General features: G+C 64.4%; 15 protein-coding genes, 3 tRNA genes, 1 rRNA gene and 1 pseudogene. 11 read left to right on the top strand and 9 right to left on the bottom strand.

The features are described 5' to 3' along the window. The 4 genes from rrf to cobT form a co-directional block, all read left to right on the top strand. Nucleotides 1–96 (top strand): 5S ribosomal RNA (gene rrf, locus CHB65_RS15850); the annotation flags it as partial. A gap of 304 nt (nt 97–400) precedes the next feature. Beyond that, nucleotides 401–476 (top strand) — tRNA-Cys (locus CHB65_RS15845). Between the two features lie 176 nt (nt 477–652). Next, entirely contained in the window at nt 653–940 is a 288-nt protein-coding gene (locus CHB65_RS15840; protein ID WP_089385984.1) for a hypothetical protein, read from the top strand. A 530-nt stretch (nt 941–1,470) separates the two neighbouring features. After that, a complete protein-coding gene (gene cobT, locus CHB65_RS15835; RefSeq protein ID WP_089385990.1) occupies nt 1,471–2,469 on the top strand; it encodes a nicotinate mononucleotide-dependent phosphoribosyltransferase CobT in 999 nt (332 codons plus the stop codon). Nucleotides 2,470–2,638: 169 nt separating this feature from the next. On the opposite strand, the gene CHB65_RS15830 is transcribed toward cobT, so the two are convergent. Beyond that, complete coding sequence (locus tag CHB65_RS15830; protein WP_245810008.1) at nt 2,639–3,934, bottom strand: OFA family MFS transporter; 1,296 nt, start codon at nt 3,932–3,934, stop codon at nt 2,639–2,641. Between the two features lie 196 nt (nt 3,935–4,130). Between CHB65_RS15830 and CHB65_RS15825 the strand changes: the two genes are divergently transcribed. Further along, on the top strand, nt 4,131–4,982 hold the full coding sequence (locus CHB65_RS15825) for a hypothetical protein (RefSeq protein WP_245810007.1): 852 nt from the start codon (nt 4,131–4,133) through the stop codon (nt 4,980–4,982). 106 nt (nt 4,983–5,088) lie between these two features. Then, nucleotides 5,089–5,298: a hypothetical protein gene (locus tag CHB65_RS15820; protein WP_089385987.1), complete on the top strand. Its 210-nt coding sequence runs from the start codon at nt 5,089–5,091 to the stop codon at nt 5,296–5,298. A gap of 49 nt (nt 5,299–5,347) precedes the next feature. Here CHB65_RS15820 and CHB65_RS15815 read toward each other — a convergent pair whose 3' ends face one another. Both CHB65_RS15815 and CHB65_RS15810 read right to left on the bottom strand, forming a co-directional pair. Then, complete coding sequence (locus CHB65_RS15815; RefSeq protein ID WP_089385983.1) at nt 5,348–7,192, bottom strand: SLC13 family permease; 1,845 nt, start codon at nt 7,190–7,192, stop codon at nt 5,348–5,350. Between the two features lie 91 nt (nt 7,193–7,283). Then, a complete protein-coding gene (locus CHB65_RS15810; protein ID WP_218818975.1) occupies nt 7,284–7,898 on the bottom strand; it encodes a metal-dependent hydrolase in 615 nt (204 codons plus the stop codon). Between the two features lie 138 nt (nt 7,899–8,036). Here CHB65_RS15810 and CHB65_RS15805 point away from each other — a divergent pair, with 138 nt between their 5' ends. Together CHB65_RS15805 and CHB65_RS15800 are read left to right on the top strand one after the other, a co-directional pair. Continuing rightward, nucleotides 8,037–8,654, top strand: coding sequence for a VOC family protein (locus tag CHB65_RS15805; protein WP_089385981.1), 618 nt, complete (start codon nt 8,037–8,039; stop codon nt 8,652–8,654). Nucleotides 8,655–8,737: 83 nt separating this feature from the next. Then, a tRNA-Pro gene (locus CHB65_RS15800) sits at nt 8,738–8,808 on the top strand. Between the two features lie 94 nt (nt 8,809–8,902). On the opposite strand, the gene CHB65_RS15795 is transcribed toward CHB65_RS15800, so the two are convergent. Continuing rightward, the gene (locus CHB65_RS15795) at nt 8,903–9,610 is read right to left on the bottom strand and encodes a CPBP family intramembrane glutamic endopeptidase (protein ID WP_089385980.1); all 708 of its coding nucleotides are present in this window, start codon (nt 9,608–9,610) and stop codon (nt 8,903–8,905) included. A 457-nt stretch (nt 9,611–10,067) separates the two neighbouring features. Here CHB65_RS15795 and CHB65_RS15790 point away from each other — a divergent pair, with 457 nt between their 5' ends. Both CHB65_RS15790 and CHB65_RS15785 read left to right on the top strand, forming a co-directional pair. Beyond that, complete coding sequence (locus CHB65_RS15790) at nt 10,068–11,513, top strand: ATPase domain-containing protein (protein WP_089385979.1); 1,446 nt, start codon at nt 10,068–10,070, stop codon at nt 11,511–11,513. A 12-nt stretch (nt 11,514–11,525) separates the two neighbouring features. Next, on the top strand, nt 11,526–13,346 hold the full coding sequence (locus tag CHB65_RS15785) for a PAS domain-containing protein (RefSeq protein WP_089385978.1): 1,821 nt from the start codon (nt 11,526–11,528) through the stop codon (nt 13,344–13,346). Between the two features lie 23 nt (nt 13,347–13,369). On the opposite strand, the gene CHB65_RS15780 is transcribed toward CHB65_RS15785, so the two are convergent. Next, complete coding sequence (locus CHB65_RS15780; RefSeq protein WP_089385977.1) at nt 13,370–14,236, bottom strand: glycoside hydrolase family 16 protein; 867 nt, start codon at nt 14,234–14,236, stop codon at nt 13,370–13,372. A gap of 126 nt (nt 14,237–14,362) precedes the next feature. On the opposite strand from CHB65_RS15780, the gene CHB65_RS15775 reads away from it, so the two are divergent. Continuing rightward, a tRNA-Phe gene (locus CHB65_RS15775) sits at nt 14,363–14,436 on the top strand. Between the two features lie 363 nt (nt 14,437–14,799). Here the strand turns inward: CHB65_RS15775 and CHB65_RS15770 are convergent. The 4 genes and pseudogenes from CHB65_RS15770 to CHB65_RS15755 all read right to left on the bottom strand — a co-directional run. Continuing rightward, nucleotides 14,800–15,171 (bottom strand): hypothetical protein, encoded by a 372-nt coding sequence (locus CHB65_RS15770; RefSeq protein ID WP_089385976.1) that lies wholly within the window; start codon nt 15,169–15,171, stop codon nt 14,800–14,802. A gap of 418 nt (nt 15,172–15,589) precedes the next feature. Beyond that, a complete protein-coding gene (gene nthA / locus CHB65_RS17555) occupies nt 15,590–16,753 on the bottom strand; it encodes a nitrile hydratase subunit alpha (RefSeq protein ID WP_179213696.1) in 1,164 nt (387 codons plus the stop codon). Continuing rightward, nucleotides 16,722–17,426 (bottom strand): nitrile hydratase subunit beta, encoded by a 705-nt coding sequence (nthB, locus tag CHB65_RS15760; protein ID WP_089385985.1) that lies wholly within the window; start codon nt 17,424–17,426, stop codon nt 16,722–16,724. The genes nthA and nthB overlap by 32 nt, the downstream gene beginning before the upstream one ends. A gap of 125 nt (nt 17,427–17,551) precedes the next feature. Then, a pseudogene (locus CHB65_RS15755) lies at nt 17,552–17,908 on the bottom strand (hypothetical protein); the annotation flags it as partial. Nucleotides 17,909–18,005 lie beyond the last annotated feature (97 nt).

The following is an 18,005-nucleotide window of genomic DNA, read 5'->3' as shown; positions in this document are numbered from 1 at the left end:
ACCCGTACCCATCCCGAACACGGAAGTTAAGCTCACCAGCGTACTGGATGGTACTGGAGTGAGAGATCCTCTGGGACGTGCAGTTCGCCGCCTCGCCATTCATACCACATTCATAACCCACATAGCCGAACGGCCGTCTGTTCAGCAGCATCCACAGCGGATGGGATTTGATCCCGGTGAGTGACGACGCCTGGATCTGCACCTCGAGTTCGGTCACTGGAGCGCGGCGCGTCCGTCCCTTCGTCGGCTCCTATTCGACCGTGGAGCCGACAGCGGTGTCGAGGCCGACCTCGGTTCGGCGGTCACGCTCGGTGTCGCGTCGACTCGTGATCGACGTCGCTCCTGCCCGAGCCGCGGAGTTCGATGAACTTAAGCGGCCTACCGGGTAAAATCATATTGCGCCAAGGTGGCAGAGTCCGGTCAGACGCAGCGGCCTGCAGAGCCGCCCTACGCCGGTTCAAATCCGGCCCTTGGCTTGATACCCTATTTATAAACTTTAGTTCAAACCCTACTCAGTGAATCGCATTGACTCCCCGCGAGGCGTTACGGACCGAGGCTGGTTAGAATAATACCTCACCGTCGTTTCGTGGCTACTCGTAAGAATGTCAAGCGCAAGACAAGACTTTTACAACCATACGTTCCACAGTAACGCATGTCAACGGGAACCTCCGCCATGACTGACGGCGGCGATGATAACGGCGGGGAAAGTATCTGGAGCGATGTCTCTTCCCGAGAGATGGCCGGTGGCGCAGTCGGGCTCGGGGCGGCGCTGCTCCTGTTCATGGGCGTGGCTATGGTCGCCTTCTTTCTATTGGCGCTCGCCGCGGTGAACATCAATCTCGATGTTCTCGGGGTCGGGATCGCGCTGATCCTATTCGGATACGCGACGCTGAAGCTCGCGGACCGGATCGGGACACCGGATTTCGACTTCGACGAATAACACGGCCTGCGGTCTGATGTCCCGTCCGTGGCTGTCCTCTTTTCGTAGAGTTTGTGAGTAAGCGATGTCCACGCTCCGATCAGGCGTCGGGCCGGCTATCGCTTGTCGAAGACGAGGATGAGGACGAACGTTGCGGCCCGAATTCGATCTCGATGCGGATGATCTCGTAGGGGATGGTTTGTTGCCGGCTCGGTCGGGCGGTATGTAGATACGGATCGAAAGGTGAGGCGGTGCGTTTTCAACGTGATCGATACCCGAAAGCGACCGCCTCAGCCCCTGGGTTGAATGGATATCGGCTATTCACAACCGGCCCTTGAGTTCATATTCATGCGGCAGCCTCTCTCGAGATCGCCAGGAGCTTCCGGTCCGATCCCCACAGATCACCGACCGTGGCGCTCACCCCAACCCACTCCCGTACCGGTATGCCTAACGGGCACCGATCGCAATGAACAAGGCTTTGTGACGGTGTGTGCATCGATCGTCGTGAACGTCACTCCCCCGACTGTCGCCCGATGGACGGACCGAATCCGATGAGGGTTATCCTCGTCGTCGGCTGTACGCAAACCGGGATGCTTGACGGGCTCAGTGCGGCGGGCAACGCTCCCGAGCTGCTCCAACACACCCCTGCGGCGGATGCCGAAATCGTCGAATACGGTCGACCCATCTGTGCACCCGTGACGCCGGTGAGCCCGACCGGCTGTCCGACACCTGCGGTGATAACACGAGCAGTCCGCGAGATGATTGATTTCGACCTCCTCGTCGTGGATGCGGGGCTCGCGGCCGACACGGCGGCACCGACTCTCGCCCTTGGCGGGAGGCCTGGTACCGATATCCGGGAACCGATCGCGGTCCCCAATGCCAGCGCCCTTTTTAAGCGTGCTCGATCGCTCGGTCGTGCGCAACCGGATGACGCTATCACGATCGGCGAGAGCATTCCCGGTGGGACGACCACCGCGCTGGGCGTGATGACTGCGCTTGGTGAACCATATGGTGTGTCCTCCTCGTTACCGACGAACCCGGTTGAGCGCAAGCGGAACGTCGTGGCTATGGGTTTAGAACGGAGCAACATCGGTCCCGGTGATACTGCTCCCGATCCACTTGCGGCCATTCGCTTGATGGGTGACCCAGTTATCGCGGTGGTGAGCGGGATCGTCGTTGGTGCACGTGAAACCGGGGCGCGGGTCACCCTCGCGGGCGGAACCCAAATGCTTGCCGTCGCGGCGGTGATTCGCCATCTCGGTCGGACGGACGAATTGGCGCTCGCAACCACGCGATATGTACATGAAGACGAGACGGTCGATCTGGAGAGTTCGGCGGCATCACTCGGACTGTGCCTTTCCGTCACCGATCCGGGATTCGAACGAACTGACCATCAGGGACTATCCGCCTACCATCGGGGCGTTGGCAAAGAGGGTGTTGGAATGGGTGGTGCACTTCGTCTCGCCACGCGAAACGGCGTCACGATGGCGGACGTTCGCGACCGGACGGTCACGTGTTATGAGCGGTTGATTGATGACCAAGGTCCGTGACATTGGGCCTTCGATCGGTGGAATCGAACTCGGATGGCGTATCCAATTGGCTGACACCGCATTCTCGCCGTGCTATCGAGACCGGTTGCACCCGTTCGTTCACGTGGTGGACCGTTGGGGCTCGGCCGCACACCGCGGTCCCCTACCGCACCGTTTACGATCGATCACGTTATCGATCCACGCCAGGTGTACCGGAACTTGGCGGCCGCAAGAGGAACCCGACCGCACCGGCGGCCAGCGCTAGCACGCCGCCGAGTACGAACGTGAGGTCCCAGCCGATGACGACGACGAGCCAGCCGACGACGCCGCCGCCGAAGACGCCGCCCCACATCTTCCCCGAGTACACGAGCGAGTAGTTCGCCGAGGAGTACCGGCTTCCGTAGTAGTCGCCGACGAGGCTCGGGAACAGCGAGAACTGCGAGCTCCAGAAGAAGACCGCGACGGCGACCGCGAAAATGAAGCCGATGCCGCTTCCAAGGATCCCGAAGGCGACGATGGCGAGCGTGGCGACCCCACAGAGGAGAAACGAGACGGCCGTGATCAGCTCCCGACCGACGCGGTCGGAGAGCCCGCCGATGACGAGTCGGCCGCCTGCGGAGCCGATGGGAAGCAACGTCGCGGCGATCGTCGCCGTCGCGGCCGTTAGGCCGACGGCTTCGGCGTAGAGGATCGTCCGTGCGGTGATCATGAGCCCGGCCGCGCTCACCGCGAAGAACATGAAGTACATCGCCCAGAACTGCCATGTCCGGACCATCTCCCGCCAGGTGTAGTGGCGACGCCCGTCACCGCCGTCGGCGACGGCCTCGGTTTCGTCGGTCGAGTCGTCGGCCGGGGCGTCCGGATCGGTGCTCCCCGCGAGCGCCCAGTCGTGCGGCGGGTCCTTGAGCACGACCGTCCCCACGACGATCCCGACCCCGATGAGCAGCCCCATGCTCCAGAGTCCCGTCGACAGCGCGTCCGCGTCGATCATATATCGGATGAAGGGGACGAACGCGGCGCTGCCGGCCGCGAAGGCCATCGTGCCGATCCCCGTGGTCAGCCCGCGTTTATCGGGAAACCATTTGACGGCGGTGTTGACCGCGACGGTGTAGACCATCCCGACGCCCGCCGCCCCGAGCCCGTAGGTGAGATACACCTGCCAGAGCTCGGTCGCGAACGCCAAGCCGACGTAGCCGCCGCCGGCGAGGATGCCGGCCGCGAACGTGACCGCCCTCGGTCCGTGCCGGTCCCGCCACCAGCCGGCCGGAAACTGCACGAGCGCCATGATGATCACGAAGGCGGTAAAGACGAACCCGAGCGCCGAGAGCGAGGCATCCAGTTCGGCCGCGAGCGGCCCCTCGAGGGCCGACCAGACGTACTGATACGGGCTCACCATGGCCATCATGACGGCGGCAGCGGCGACCTGCCACCACCGCGAGTAGCCCAGTATGTCGTTCGCGGTTTCGTTGATGTCGTTCGGGTACACGCTACCTCAGTTCGCTCGGCGGTCGGTCGTCGGCTGTCCGGTTCATCTATCGGTTGATAGCCGGCGTCGTCATGGTATAGGTTCCGTTATTTCGGTTTCCGTGTGCTCGGGCCTGCCCGTGGTCTCTCCGTGTGTTCGGGCCCGCCCGTCGCCCGCGTTAGTAACCGTTATACGACGGGTGACCCATGCTCAAATCATGCAACGACGCGCTGTGGCCGCATACGTCGCGATCTTTCTGCTCGCCGCGAGCGTGGCGGGTGTGCTCGCCGTGACGGCCGAGACCCCGGAGCTCACCTTCGAGGACCCGGATTTCGAGCTCTCGGAGGGTGATACATTCGAGGTGGACGGCATCGAGTTCACGGTCGCCGATATCTCTGAAACCGAGGAGGAAGACGAACTCGGCGACATCGAGATCGAACGCAGCGGGGTAGTCGAGTGGGTTGAAGAGACGGATCAGACGGAGATATGGGACAACGAGTCCGCCGTCGAAGTCGACGGGATGGACTGGACCGTCCATATCGAGGGTGAAGAGCCCGAGGAGTTCACGCTGATCGAGGACCTTGACCGTCAGGCGATCCTCGAAGACGATCCTGCCGCCGCGAACGAGACCGTCGAGTTCGACGACCAGGAGTACGTCGTCATCACCGACGAGGACGGTGAGGAGGAGTTCGTTCCGGTCGATGAGTACTTCCCGGAGCCCGAGGAGCGAACCTATGCGCTGGGCGATACGTTCGAGTACGCCGACGAGACGGTGACCGTCGAGGAGATCACCGAAAACGACGTCACCATCGCATGGACCGGTCCGGAGGAGCTCTCACAGGATATCTCACAGGAAACGGAAGTTACCCTCGGTGAGACCGACTTCATCGCGTACTTCCCCGACGGTGAGACGTTGATCCTTTCGTCGGACATCGAGGCCTATGAGGCACAGCTCGCGGAGGTCGAGCGGCTCGAACAGCAGGGTGATGGCCTCTGGCGGATCGTCATCATCGGCGTGCTCTCCTCGCTGTTGCTCGTTGCAGCCGCGTTCGTCCCGTCGCGGTACTGATCCTGCGGTTTCACCTCGTTTCGTCCCCCACGGCGGGTTCCCCGCCCGTTTCGCGTCCGTCTTCCCGGATCGACATGCACTAACACGTGTGACCGCAACGATGGCCATGCCATCCACCGCGGAGAAGGTCCGTCAACTCGCTCCCCACTGGGGGGTGATGTTCGCCGTGATGTTCGTGACGCTCGCGCTGATCGAGACGTTTATCGGATCGCTGGCGTTCTGGCAGTCGCTGCTCATCGTGTTCGTGATCGCGTTCGGGTATCCGGTCGTCGCCCGGGCGCTTGGCGTCGCTCCGGAGGTCTGGCAGCGGCCCTGAGTTACCACAACGGCTCGGATTCTATCCCCGCGGGCTCTCACTTCCACCGTCATAGCCCCCAGACGAGCCAGATAGCGACGGTGGTGACGACGGCTAAAAGCAGCTGTAGCGGCCCACCGACCCGCAGGAAGTCGGCGAACTCGTAGCCGCCGGGACCGTAGACCATGAGGTTGGTCTGGTAGCCGACGGGGGTCATAAACGAGGTCGCTCCCGAGAACATCACGACGAGGAGGAAGGTGAACTCGTTCGCGCCGAGGCTGGCGGCGGCGTCGACGGCGACCGGGATCATGAGAACGACGGTCGCGACGGGTGTGATGACGTTCGCCAGCAGGCCGGTGACGAGATAGAACGACAACAGTACGGCAAAAAGCGGCAGGACCGCCTCGGTCGCGACGAGTACCTCGGCGATCGCGGCCGCCCCGCCGGTCTCCTCCATGGCGAGCCCGAGCGGGATGACGCCGGCGAGGAGGAAGATGACGTTCCAGGAGACGGCGTCGTAGGCGTCGGCAGACCGCAGACAGCCGGTGACGATCATCGTGAAGACGCCCGCGAGCGCCGCGATGACGATTGGTAACAGGTCGAGTGCGGCGACCCCGATCACCCCGGCCATGATCGCGACCATCACGGGCGTCTTCGGTGAGAGCGGCGCTACCGCCTCGACGTCCATCTCCGCGAGCCGGTCGTAGGCGCGCTCGTCGGCGACGATCAACATCCCGGTGTCGGCGAAATACCGGATCGACTCCGGGGTCGTTCGAATCAACAGCAGGTCGCCCGGCCGAAGGGTTCGCTCGGCGAGGTCGGTTCGGACGACCTCGTCGCCGCGGCGGATCGCGAGCACGGCCGTTCGGTGGAACTCGGCGAGCCCCGCTTCGGCGACGGTCTCGCCGACGTATCGCGAATCATCCGGGACGACCGCCTTTGCGAGAACGTCGTCCGTCGGCGCCTCCTCGAAGCTCTCTTCGGTCACCTCCTCGCGAAGCCGTTGTCCGAGCCCCGTCGTCTCGCGAAAGCGGTTGACCGCCTGAAGGGTGCCGTGGACGACGAGCTCGTCGCCCGCTTCGATGACACGGTCGGTGTGTGGCGCGCTGAACGCCTCCTCGCCGCGGCGGAGCTGCAGGATCCGGACCTTCGGATGTGTCTCGTCGAAGGCCTCGACCGGCTCGCCGACCGCCGCTGAATCCGGGCGCACGTGCATCACGGTGAGGTGATCCTCCAGATCGAACTCCTCGACGGCGTCGCTGTCGACCGGAACCCGTGCCGGTACGAGTCGTCGCCCGATCGTCAACAGATAGGCGGTTCCGACGATGAGCACGAGGAGGCCGACACCGGAGAACTCGAACATCCCGATCCCGTCGCGACCCGGGATCAACACGCGGGCGAAATCGCTCGCGAGGATGTTCGTGGAGCTACCGATGAGGGTGAGCGTCCCGCCGAGGATCGCCGCATACGAGAGGGGCAACAGGAGTTTCGAGGGACTGATCCCGACGGATTCGGCGAGATCGGAGATCATCGGCATGAAGACGGCGACGACGGGCGTGTTGTTGATGAACCCGGCGATGGGACCGGTGGTACAGACGGTGGCGACGAGTGCGCGGAACTCCTTGCCGGCGGTGATGTCGGCGAGATAGATCCCGAGCCGCTGGACGAGCCCCGTCGCCTGAATGCCGGCGCTCAACATGTACATCGCCACGATGGTGACCGTTGCCGGATTTGCGAACCCCGAGATCGCGCCCCTCGCGTCGACGCCCGTCCACGGCCCCAACACGACGAGCGTGGCGATGACCCCGATGGCGGTCACGTCGTTCGGGATCACCTCGCTCACGAACAACACGAGTGCGACCGCGATGATCCCGAAGACGACGAGGGCGTCGAACGGCACTTCCGTGACGACCATGGACCCACCACAGGGGCGTCCGCCTTTGCTGTATCGACCCACGATGGGCCGCTCGCTCACCGTGATCCCGGCCCGGTTCGCCTGCGGCCGTCTATCGGCGTTCGAACCCGTCCCCGACCCGCGTGACGGCCCGACGGATCGCGTCGGCAACGCCGTCTGCGACCCGGGATATCGGCCGTCTGAACGCGGTGTAGGCGACGGCGACCGTGAGCGCGCCCAGCGCGATCGTGTGCACCGGTCCGTCGAGAAGCGTGAGGGGAACGATGCCGGCGACGCCGGCGACGAGCAGATCGCGTGGCGACCCGTCATACCGGGTCCATCGCTTCGCGCGCAGCCATCGCCCCCCGACGTGGTCGTAGACGCCCCGGTCGGATTTCCGCTCCCACGGCCGGAACTCCCGGCTGCCACCGTATCGGTCCATCCGACAGTGGAGGGCGGCGGCGACGATCCCGGCGGCGAGCCCGACCGTCACCGGGGTCGAAACGAATACCGCGAGCGCGACGCTTGGAACGGCACACAGCGGATATATCGTCGGATAATGAAGCGTCCGGCGGTGGTCCGCGAACACGTCGAGGTCGGGGAAGACGCTCCCGAGGATCGCCCCGAGGAGGATCGGCGTGGCGAGGTCGGCGCCACCGGTCGCGGACGCGTTCATGGCCACCGGGGTCGCAAGCGCCAAGCCGACCAGCACGTGCGTCGGAAGCATCATTTCGTCTCGGACGAGGGAGCGGCCGCGGATAAATACGACGGCGTCGGCGCTCGCTCCCGGCCGATAACCCCGACGTCAGCGGGTCACCGAGGGGTCCCTTCCGGGTTTATCCGGGCTGCCGTCGTAGTTGTGGGCATGACGAACGACGATCCTGTGCCGGTGACCCCGGAGCGGCCGGACGCACCGTTTCACACCATCGGAACCGATCACATCACCATCTGGGGGAGCAACGCCGCCGACACCGTCGCGTTCTATCGTGACCTCCTCGGCATGCCGCTCGTCCTTCGCCAACCGAATCTCGATGACCCCTCCCAGACGCACCTGTTTTTCGACACCGGTGACGGACGGATCCTCACCGTCTTCGTGAGCGACGACCGTCCCTCCGCGCCGGGACAACGGCCCGGCGTTGGCGCGGTTCACCACCTCTGTTTCAGCGTCGACCCCGAGGAGTACGAGACGATCATGGAGGCGCTGGACGCGGCCGGCCACGGGTACAACGTCTTCGACCGCGGCGTCTTCCATTCGATCTACACGCGGGACAACAACGGGCTCGTCATCGAACTCTCCTCGGATAAATACGAGATCCCCCTCGATCGGAAAGGTGAGGTGCTCGCAACCGCCCAGCGGCTGCGCGAGGAGGACGGCGCGGACTTCGCACAGGATCGCCACATGGAGGGTGCCTTGGAGGAACTCGGTCTCCCGGTGAAAAAGTACGATCTCCCCGAGGCGAGCGCGGGTGTCGGCGTCCGCTGAAACGGATCGACGGTCGTTGACGGCTGCCGGTATGGCCGGCCGAACGAAACGCTTTACCCGTTCATCCGGCTACGTAGACTCGCGGGACCGTGGGTTAGTGGTATACTTCGGGCCTTGGGTGCCCGTGACCCCGGTTCGAATCCGGGCGGTCCCACTTACTGCTGCGAGCAACTCCGCGAGCAGCAGCAATGGAGCGGATTCGAAGCAGGGAGCGGATTCGAACTACGCGAGCCGATCGCCGCGCGAGTTTATAAGGGAACGGGAAGCCAGTCGAGGTGGCGGACGACCCGTTCCGGCTCGACGATCGGGTCGTGAAGCACGAGCCAGTCGAGCAGGACGAGCCCGAAGCCGTGGGCGACGAACGAGGGAAGGATGGAGTTCGCGTGGTAGTCGACCGCGCCGAACAGCACGTCGGCCGGTGCCGACAGCAGCAGTTCGATCGGCGGGCTGTGGACGTGCGCGATCGCGTAGGCAACCGGGCTGATGAAGACGCACTTGAAGCCGATCTCCCGGACGCCGACACAGAGCAGGCCGCGATAGTACGTCTCCGCCGCCAGCGCAAGCACCAGTAGCTGGACGGCGTGCGGGACGAACGCGCCGAGTTCAGGCACGACCGGCCACATCGGGTAGTGCTCCCGGACCGTCGGCAGCGTCGAGCCGACCAGGTAGAAGGGAGCGACAAAGAGCGAGAGAAGCACCGTGTTCCGGATCGCGAGCCGGTCGATCCGCCAGCCGAGGTGCTCGCCGGCGAGCAGCCCGAGCACGCCCGGGATCACGAGAAAGAGGAGGCCGTCCCGGAGGAGCCGCTCCTCGATCGACCCCGTCGTCGTGACGTTCCAGCCGACGGTGAGGATGGCGCCGACGATCAGGGAGGTCGCGATCCAGCGTCGGCCGTCGAGGACGTCGACAAGGGGCGCCGACTCCGGCCAGCCGACGCGCTCGGCGTCGGTGGTCATCGTCGCTTCCGGGCCGGGGTGTCCGTCCGCCCCGCGCCGGACGTTCGGCGTGGCGTTCGTTGGCGGTACACGAGTCAGACGTGGTGGGGGAGCGCACGCACATAAGCGGGGCGGTCGAGGCGAGGAATCGAAACGGCAATTGCCGCCGAAGGCTTCGTGACGCCTTCACAAGCCTGAAGAGTCCTCGGAATCCTTGATTCCTGGTGTGCAAACGGGACCGGTGCTCCCGTCAACGCGGGACTCCTCCGGCATCGAGCCGATGGATCGGGATATTCCGGATTCGCTATCTGTAACGTTATGGACGGTTGACACCCCGTCAGACGAGCGTATTAATGCCCTCGGCGGGAAACGATCCCTATCGTATGGTGCGAAGCAGACCTGGGCGCGTCGGACACGTGCAGACCCTCCGCCATTGGGGTGGGCTGTTCGACGAGGATCGGACCGCCGGAGGGCCACGATGACGGATTCACGGATTCACACGGGCGTCCCACGGGCGGATGAGGTACTCATGGGCGGACTACTGCCCGAATCCGCGACGCTCCTCCGGGGTGCACCCGGCGCGGGAAAGACGATCTTCGGGCTCCACTTTCTGACGACGCGGACCGACCCGGACGCGACGAACCTCTATATCAACCTCGGCGAGCCGAAGGCGTACCTCGAATCGACGGCCCGGGGGTTCGGGCTGAACCTCGACGCCGTCGAGTTCCTCGACCGTTCCCCGGCGGGTGAGACCTTTCAGGAGGATTCGACGTACACGCTGTTCGCCTCCGGCGAGGTCGAACAGCCGTCGCTCGTCGGGTCGATCCGCGAGGTCGTCGAGGCGGTTGAACCGGAGCGGGTGGTGATCGACCCGGTCACGGTTCTCCGGCACCTCGCACCGGACACCCGACAGTTCCGAAGGCAGGTGCTCAGCCTCCTCGATTTCCTCAAATCGATGGGTACGACGACTCTCCTGACCTCGCAGGCTGCGACATCGCTTCCCGACGACGACCTCCAGTTCCTCGCCGACACCGTGGTGACGCTCGACAACGATATGGGTCACCGCACGCTTTCGGTCTCGAAGTTCCGCGGGTCGTCCTCCCGTGACGGCGCACATACGGTCACCATCGACGACGATGGAATGCAGGTATGGCCACGGCTCGATCCCACCCGGCACCGTCGCGAGCGTCCCACGGACGTCCTCCCCTCGGGGGTCGCCGAACTCGACCGGATCCTCGACGGCGGAATCGCGACGGGAACGGTCACCTTCTTAAGTGGACCGGCCGGTGTCGGCAAGACGACGACGGGCTTACAGTTCCTCAGTCAAGCCGCTCGCGCCGGGGATCGGGCGGTCGTCTACAGCTTCGAGGAGGGTCGTCGAACGATGCTCGCCCGCGCGGACGCCGTCGGGATCCCGCTTCGGGAGGCGATCGACGACGGGACCGTGTCGATCGTGGAGATCGGTCCGGACGAGCTGTCGCTCGATGCGTTCACGCATCGACTTCGGACCGAGGTCGAGGAGGCGGGCGCCGAGGTCGTGATGTTGGACGGCGTCGGCGGATACGAACGGGCCTTTCGCGGCCATCAAGCCGACGTGACCCGCCAGCTGATCAAGATCGGCCGATACCTTCGGAACATGAACGTCACCGGCTTGGTGACGAACGAGGTCCATCAGATAACGGGCGAGTTCCGGGCGACCGAACAACAGGTGAGCCACCTCGCCGACGGGATCATCATCCTCCGGCACGTCGAATATAAGGGACGGCTTCAGAAGTGTATCGGCGTGGTTAAAATGCGGTCGAGTGCGTTCGAGACCGGGCTTCGAACGCTCGATATCACGGCCGACGGGCTCCAGATCGGTGAGGAGCTATCGGGCCTCCGCGGGGTGCTGACGGGCACGCCGAACTGGCACGACGACGCCTAGCGTGACACAAAGATGAGCGACACACCGCCGGATTCATCGACCGATCCGCCACGTATCTACCCGCTGGTCGCGGACCAGGGCAACGAGCGAGTGCTCAAAGAGTGGCTCGTCTCTCACGACACGTATGCCCTCGCGGACGTGGACGAGCCCGTGGAAGCGGGCGCGTTCGACCTCTGTATCGTCGATCGGGGCGGCATCGAGACGTTCAGCGAGGAGTTACAACGGGCTAAATCCGACGCGGATCCGGTCCTGTTGCCGGTGTTGCTCTTGGTCCCCGAGGCCCGCGAGGGGATCATCGAAACCGATCGGGGCGAGATCGCGGACAACGTCCTGCGGACCGGCGTCGACGAGATCGTGATGCTCCCGATTCGGCAAGTCGAGCTTGAGTGGCGAATTCGAGCGCTTCTTCGGCTTCGGGATCAGTCGTTGACGCTCGACTCGAACGTCAGACAGCTCTCACGGTTCAAGCAGGCGGCGGAGGCGGCCGGCCACGCGATCTTCGTCACCGATCTCGAAGGCCATATCGAGTATGCAAACCCCGCCTTTGAGGAGATAACCGGCTATGATCGCGAGGAGGTGATCGGAGACGATGTCAACGTCCTGTCCTCCGGAGGGATGTCCGATGCGTACTACGCCGACCTGTGGGAGACGATCACGGCGGGCGAGACCTTCGAGGCCGAGATCGTCAATCACCGCAAGGACGGGAGCGAATACACCGCCTATCAGACGATCGCGCCGATCCTTGACGATACCGGCGAGATCACGGCCTACGTCGCGGTCCAGATGGACATCACCGAACAGAAGAACCTACGGGAGCGGCTCAAGCGACATCGCGACATCGTCCAGCGGTTGAGCGATCCGATCATGATCCAGGACGAATCGGGCCGCTTTGAGCTGGTCAACGAGGCGCTGGCGGAGTTTGCGGGCCTCCCCGCCGAGGAGCTGCTCGGAACGGATGAGGTCTCGTTCATGGACGCGGATTCATCGGCACGGATCGCGCGGAAAAAACGGGAGGTGATGGAGACCGAATCGCCGATGGGCTACTCGATCTCCCCGGAGTTCGAACGATCCGGAAAGGAGGCGGTTTTCGATACGCGGCGCTATCCGTTCTACGACCACGGGGGCGAGCTCACGGGAACGTTCGCGATCTGTCGTGACGTGACGGAGCTTAAAGAGCGCGCGCGACAGCTGCGGGTACTGGACAACATCCTTCGGCATAACCTCCGGAACGACCTGACGGTGATCCGGGGACGGGCCGACCAGCTTCGGTCGGAAACCGACGGGGAGCTCGCCGAGATGGCCGAGACGATCGTCACCTACGCGGACGCGCTGATGACGACGGGGGAGAAATCGCGCGCGATCACGAACCTGCTCAGCGAGGAACCCGAATCCGTCCGCATCGATCTCTCCCGGACGGCCGCGTTGATCGCCGACAGGATCGACGCCTCCGAGCTCGTCGCGGACGTAACCGTGGACACGCCGGAGCGCGCCATCGCGTCGGTGACGGTCAACATCGAGAAGGCGATAGAGGAGTTGGTTCGCAACGCTATCATCCACAACGACCGTGCGGTGCCGTCGGTTACCCTGTGCGTTACGACCGCCGGCGACGCCGTGGAGCTGCGCGTCGTCGACGACGGGCCGGGACTTTCGGAGATGGATCGGGACGTGCTCACGACCGGTCAGGCGGTCGATTCGTTGTATCACGGCAGCGGGCTCGGCCTCTGGTTAGTCTACTGGACGGTCAGGCGGTCCGACGGTTCGATCGCCGTCGCCGAGGCCGACCCCCGCGGCACCGAGATCACCCTTCGGCTTCCGGCACCGGTCGCCGAGTGATCCTCACGTCCGCTCCCACACCCTCACGTCCGCTCCCACACCCGGAGCCAGTCACAGACGAGCCGCTCGGTCCACGGCTCGGTCAGGTCAGCCCGCCCGATCCGGTTCACGTGATTCGAGAGGATCAACCCGAAGGGTCTGGCGTCCTCGTGGGTCAGCGATTCGAGCATCGCCGAGGACGAGTGTACGGTGTGTACCCGTCGGTCGTTGAAGTACCACTCGATGCGGTCACGGTACCACGCACAGCCGTACACGTTGAACGTCGTCGTGAGATCGATTTCCGTCTCGATCGAAGTCGGATCGTGGCGGTGTGTGTCGCGGTCGCCCGGTTTCCCCGAGTCGCTCCAGTGGACGTCCACGGAGAGGGTCCGTCGCTCCGTCTCCGCCCGCGAGGGGTCCCGCTGGAACAGCTCGACGATGTCGATCTCGGGGGGCCACGTCATGTCCGCGGGGTGCATCCAGAACGCGGGGAGGATCCCGACGCGGCCCGGGAGCTTCAGCCGTGCCTCGACGTAGGTCGCCGGCTCCGGATCGATCGGGACCCCGGTTTCGGGATGCCACTGCTCCCCGCCGACGCTGGAGTTTATCACCCCCTGCTTGCAGCCGTCGGGTCCGGTCCCGTCCGACTCGATCGTGAGGACACAGCGGCCGTCCTCGACGGCGACGTGGTCGGCGCTCACCGTCGCGTCGTCATCGGGGATCCAGTCCTCCCTGTCGATGAACCCGACGGCCCACCGGTCGGTATCGAACGTCTCCCACGTCTCCTCGAGGACGAGTCGCCACTCGCCCGGTGGGCCGTCGCCTTCGCGGTCCAGACAGCCCGCACCGCCAAGCACGGTGAGGCCGGTGACGCCGGCGAGCAGCTCGCGCCGCCGTCGATCGCCGTCCATCGCTGTCACGGATAACGTCCTCGCGTGTATAAGTCCACGTTCGTCGGGGGAGGAGTGAACCACCCCGACGAGGCCGCCGACTTTTCGAAATCCTTTTGTCCCGATTCGGCTTTGGTCAAGATGCGAGCCGCCTTAGCTCAGCCTGGGAGAGCACTCGACTGAAGATCGAGCTGTCCCCCGTTCAAATCGGGGAGGCGGCATTTTCCTGCGAACATGCGAGGGAGCGTAGCGACCGAGCCGTGAGCAGTGAACAATGTACTACCGATTTGAGCAGACGAGCCGCAGGCCCGCGCAGCGAAGCGAGCAGGAACGTCTCGGTGAGTTCAAATCGGGGAGGTGACATCCTGATTCTGCCCGGTTTCCATTCGAAGCGCTTTCGGCTCTGATTGAAGATCGAGTTGTCCCCCTCCCCACGAGCGAAGCGGGCGGATGAGGAAACGGCGGCGAGACGATTTGCCTGCTCATGGTGAGTGATTTGCCTGCTTGTGGCGAGTTGATTTGTCCCTGTGAGGTGGTCCGTGCGATGATGATGATAACCCTAGCGTCTGCCGTACCGATCGGGCTCACCACGCCTCCGACGTCGGCTGCACTCGCTCGATCCGTCGCCACGTCCCCGCTTCGGTGCGGACGACGGTGAGCGCGGCGTCCGCTATCGTGACGAGTACCCGATCACCCTCCTGAACCATCGGGAGTGCTGTCCGCGCCACGTCATACTGTGTGACGACCTCGTCGCGGGCCTCGACAAGTAGCACGACGTGATCGCCGTTGACGATCCGATCGACCGTGGCGGGGTATTGTCCCTCGGCGGCCGTGTGCGCTCCGTCCGGTTCCGTCGTCGACTGCTCGGGGAGCGTCCCTCCCTGCAGACGCAGCGTCGCGGCCGCGCCGATGAAGGCGAGAAGCGATCGGCGGCTTATCGAGACGAGTGATTTCATCGAGGTGACTGGCTGCGTCATTCGTGATAAGATTGGACGTGCTCCGGTGAGCGGACCTAGCAGTTTATTTAAAAACTTGGCCGTAAATATGTCAACTAAATACTAGTCTGAGGATCGCACCGGCTGGTTGGGGTCCACAAACGGTTCCACAGAACGGAAGCCCAACCGACGTCCCCACGGAGGCAGCGCTCCATGAGATGCTGTTCGATCCCTTTAGGAACGTCGCAACCCCGTCCTTCACGGGGATGCCGGGATTCAGACGAAAGCTCTCGCTCGCCGGCGACCAACCGGGCGAGTTCTTCGATCGCAGCGGAGCTCCTTCGAGGCCGATACTTCACACGTCCACCGCTCCGACTCCCCGCCGATGGCGCCGCTTCCTTATCGCCGCCGTTGGATCGTTGCCGCCGGCTCCGCCAGCTTAGTGTCCGCGCTCGCCCTCAACGAATTCCGCGGCGGTGCGCTCGCCGGCGGCGAACTCGGCCGCCCGGCCGTCGATCCGGTCGGCGTCGAGGACGTCGTGATCGAGAAGCAGTTGTTCGAGCGCCTCTCCCCACTGTTCGTAGTAGATCCGTTCCACGTCGCTGCCGTTGAGGTGGTCCGTGTCGTCGTCGACCGTTGCGTCGACGACGTCCGATGGCGTTTCTTCGACGGCCGCGATCAGTCGCCGTTGGAAGGCCGACCAGTCGAATCCGGTCCCGCCGTCGTAGAGCGCAACGGCGACACCGAACGCACGGGCCTGCCACGGCGTGCGGAACGTCGGCTCCGCGTCGACGCCTAACAGCTCCGCGAACGCGCCCGTCGGGTCGGCGGTACCGCCGTCAGCCGCCGCCCCGGCTTCGTCACCCGAGTCGGCCGTCTCGGGACCTGTGAGTCGCTCGACGCCGATCATCGCGTCGCGGGTGACGAGCTCCGCGAGCTCCGCTTCAGTGAGATCGTCAGTCCCTTCGGGACGGCACGGGAGCACCATGTAGCGGATCTCTGAACTGGAGTCCCAGACGTTGACGGCGACGTCGTCGTCCAGATCTAGCCCGAACTCCGCGAGTACGGCTCGTGGCTCCCGGACGGTACGCGATCGGTACTCCGGCGTTTTGTACCACGTCGGCGGGAGTCCCAGCAGGGACCACGGATAACACGAACAGAGCGTACAGACGACGACGTTGTGGACGTCCGCAGTGTTCGCTTTCACGCGTATATGCTGGGTGCCCACGTCGAAATCGAACTCCTCGATTGCGGCCTCAGGCTCCGCAAGAAGCCGCTCCCGATAGTCGGGATCCGTCCACGCACGGGCGACGACCTGTGCGCCGTTACGGGGTCCGATGTCCTCTTCGTAGGCGTGTATGGCCTCGTCGACGGAATCGGTCGAGATGAGTCCTTCCTCGACGAGGAGTGACTGGATCGCTCGCACGCGTGGCCGTGGATCAGCGAAGGTTTCGTCGTCGTGTGGATGGTTGTGGCTGTGTTCGTGGTCGTCGTGGCTGTCGTGGTCGTCGTGGTTGTCGTGGCTGTCGTGGTTGTCGTGGCTGTGGTCCCGTTCGTGGTCGCTGTGGTCGTCACCCATCGTCGTCACCTCCCGATTCTTCATCGGCCCGAAGATACGGCTCCCAGAGATCGACGTGGACCGTGTCCTCGCGGTTCTCGGCGTCCGATCCCCAGACGTCCTGGACGTCGAACCCGACCGTGTACAGTGGTGCCGCTCGTTCCTCACCGTGTGCGCTGGCGTCAGGGAGGACGTGGTTCCCGTGGACCTCCACCACCTCTCCTGACGTTCGGCGAACGTACCGCGGGCAGCGGGTGTGTCCCTCCGGATGCATGTTCCGAACCCGGACACTGTCACCGACCGCGAAGGCCGGGTCGTCGCCCTCGCGCTCGAAGTCGGCGTCGGCCTCGAACACCGCCCGCACACCGGCCGCTAGGTCGGGGTCACGCCGGTCACACACGATGTCAGCTGGATCGTCCGCTGTGAGTGCGCGCTCGTGTGCCGCCTCAATCTCCTCGGCTGAGACCACGTCCGCCTCGATCAGGTTACGTTCGAGGCTCGCGAGCCAGCGCTCAAAATAGCTTGCCGAGAGGTATGCCGCCGGATCCATCCGTTCGATACCGTATCGGCTTCGATCGATGTTGTACACGCCCTGCGGCCGGACCCCCTTCACCATCGCGAAGACGAGGCGCTCCCAGTCCGCGTGAAACTGTGCGTCGTCCGCCACGGGGACCGGACCGAATCCGTGCATGCCGCCCATGTCGTGAATTCCGTTCATCGCTGCTCCCCGTGACGTGTCGTTCCGTGTCTCCACGTCCGCCGGTCGATCGTCCTCGATCGATTCCCGTTCATAGGTACCGATCCACAAGCACAACAAAATAGCTATGGTCCACGGGACCGGCGTCACGTCGGTTTCTCGTGCTCCACGGAAGCCATGTCTTCCTCGAACGGGAACGGCACCCCGGTTTCCTCGACCGAGTACGCCCACAGCCGTCTGGCGTCCTCCGGATCGTAGGAGGCTTCGTTCGAGCGCATCACCGTCGGCGATCCACGCATATTGAGGAACCCGCCGGGCCCGACGTACGCGCCGCCCTCGACGTCCGCGGTCGCCGCGTACAGCAATGGCCACGCCCCCTGTGCGGCGTCCTGTGCGAGCAGCGCGTTCGCGAGTTTCGTTCCGGCTTTCATGAGCGGGTTGCCGCTCTCGTCGGCCATCCGTCCCTGTAAGCCGGTGTCGGCGTATCCCGGATGACAGGCGACGCCATCCGTCTTTAGTTAAGCCTCACACCTCGGTTGTGTAGCGGTAGCGAGCGTCTCTTGTAAGATTGGTCGTTGCTTGTGGATCTTCTGAGCGTCT

This window comes from Halorubrum vacuolatum (genome assembly GCF_900188065.1).
GTDB classification, from domain to species: domain Archaea; phylum Halobacteriota; class Halobacteria; order Halobacteriales; family Haloferacaceae; genus Halorubrum; species Halorubrum vacuolatum.
The sequence above is the reverse complement of the archived record's forward strand: the minus strand, read 5'-3'. Positions and strand labels throughout refer to the sequence as shown.

Bases quoted from the DNA above. Each gene is read 5' to 3' on its own strand.
- CHB65_RS15840 (WP_089385984.1), top strand. From the start codon at position 653: ATGTCAACGGGAACCTCCGCCATGACTGACGGCGGCGATGATAACGGC.
- cobT (WP_089385990.1), top strand. From the start codon at position 1,471: ATGAGGGTTATCCTCGTCGTCGGCTGTACGCAAACCGGGATGCTTGAC.
- CHB65_RS15825 (WP_245810007.1), top strand. From the start codon at position 4,131: ATGCAACGACGCGCTGTGGCCGCATACGTCGCGATCTTTCTGCTCGCC.
- CHB65_RS15820 (WP_089385987.1), top strand. From the start codon at position 5,089: ATGCCATCCACCGCGGAGAAGGTCCGTCAACTCGCTCCCCACTGGGGG.
- CHB65_RS15815 (WP_089385983.1), bottom strand. From the start codon at position 7,192: ATGGTCGTCACGGAAGTGCCGTTCGACGCCCTCGTCGTCTTCGGGATC.
- CHB65_RS15810 (WP_218818975.1), bottom strand. From the start codon at position 7,898: ATGCTTCCGACGCACGTGCTGGTCGGCTTGGCGCTTGCGACCCCGGTG.
- CHB65_RS15805 (WP_089385981.1), top strand. From the start codon at position 8,037: ATGACGAACGACGATCCTGTGCCGGTGACCCCGGAGCGGCCGGACGCA.
- CHB65_RS15795 (WP_089385980.1), bottom strand. From the start codon at position 9,610: ATGACCACCGACGCCGAGCGCGTCGGCTGGCCGGAGTCGGCGCCCCTT.
- CHB65_RS15790 (WP_089385979.1), top strand. From the start codon at position 10,068: ATGACGGATTCACGGATTCACACGGGCGTCCCACGGGCGGATGAGGTA.
- CHB65_RS15785 (WP_089385978.1), top strand. From the start codon at position 11,526: ATGAGCGACACACCGCCGGATTCATCGACCGATCCGCCACGTATCTAC.
- CHB65_RS15780 (WP_089385977.1), bottom strand. From the start codon at position 14,236: ATGGACGGCGATCGACGGCGGCGCGAGCTGCTCGCCGGCGTCACCGGC.
- CHB65_RS15770 (WP_089385976.1), bottom strand. From the start codon at position 15,171: ATGAAATCACTCGTCTCGATAAGCCGCCGATCGCTTCTCGCCTTCATC.
- nthA (WP_179213696.1), bottom strand. From the start codon at position 16,753: ATGAAGAATCGGGAGGTGACGACGATGGGTGACGACCACAGCGACCAC.
- nthB (WP_089385985.1), bottom strand. From the start codon at position 17,426: ATGAACGGAATTCACGACATGGGCGGCATGCACGGATTCGGTCCGGTC.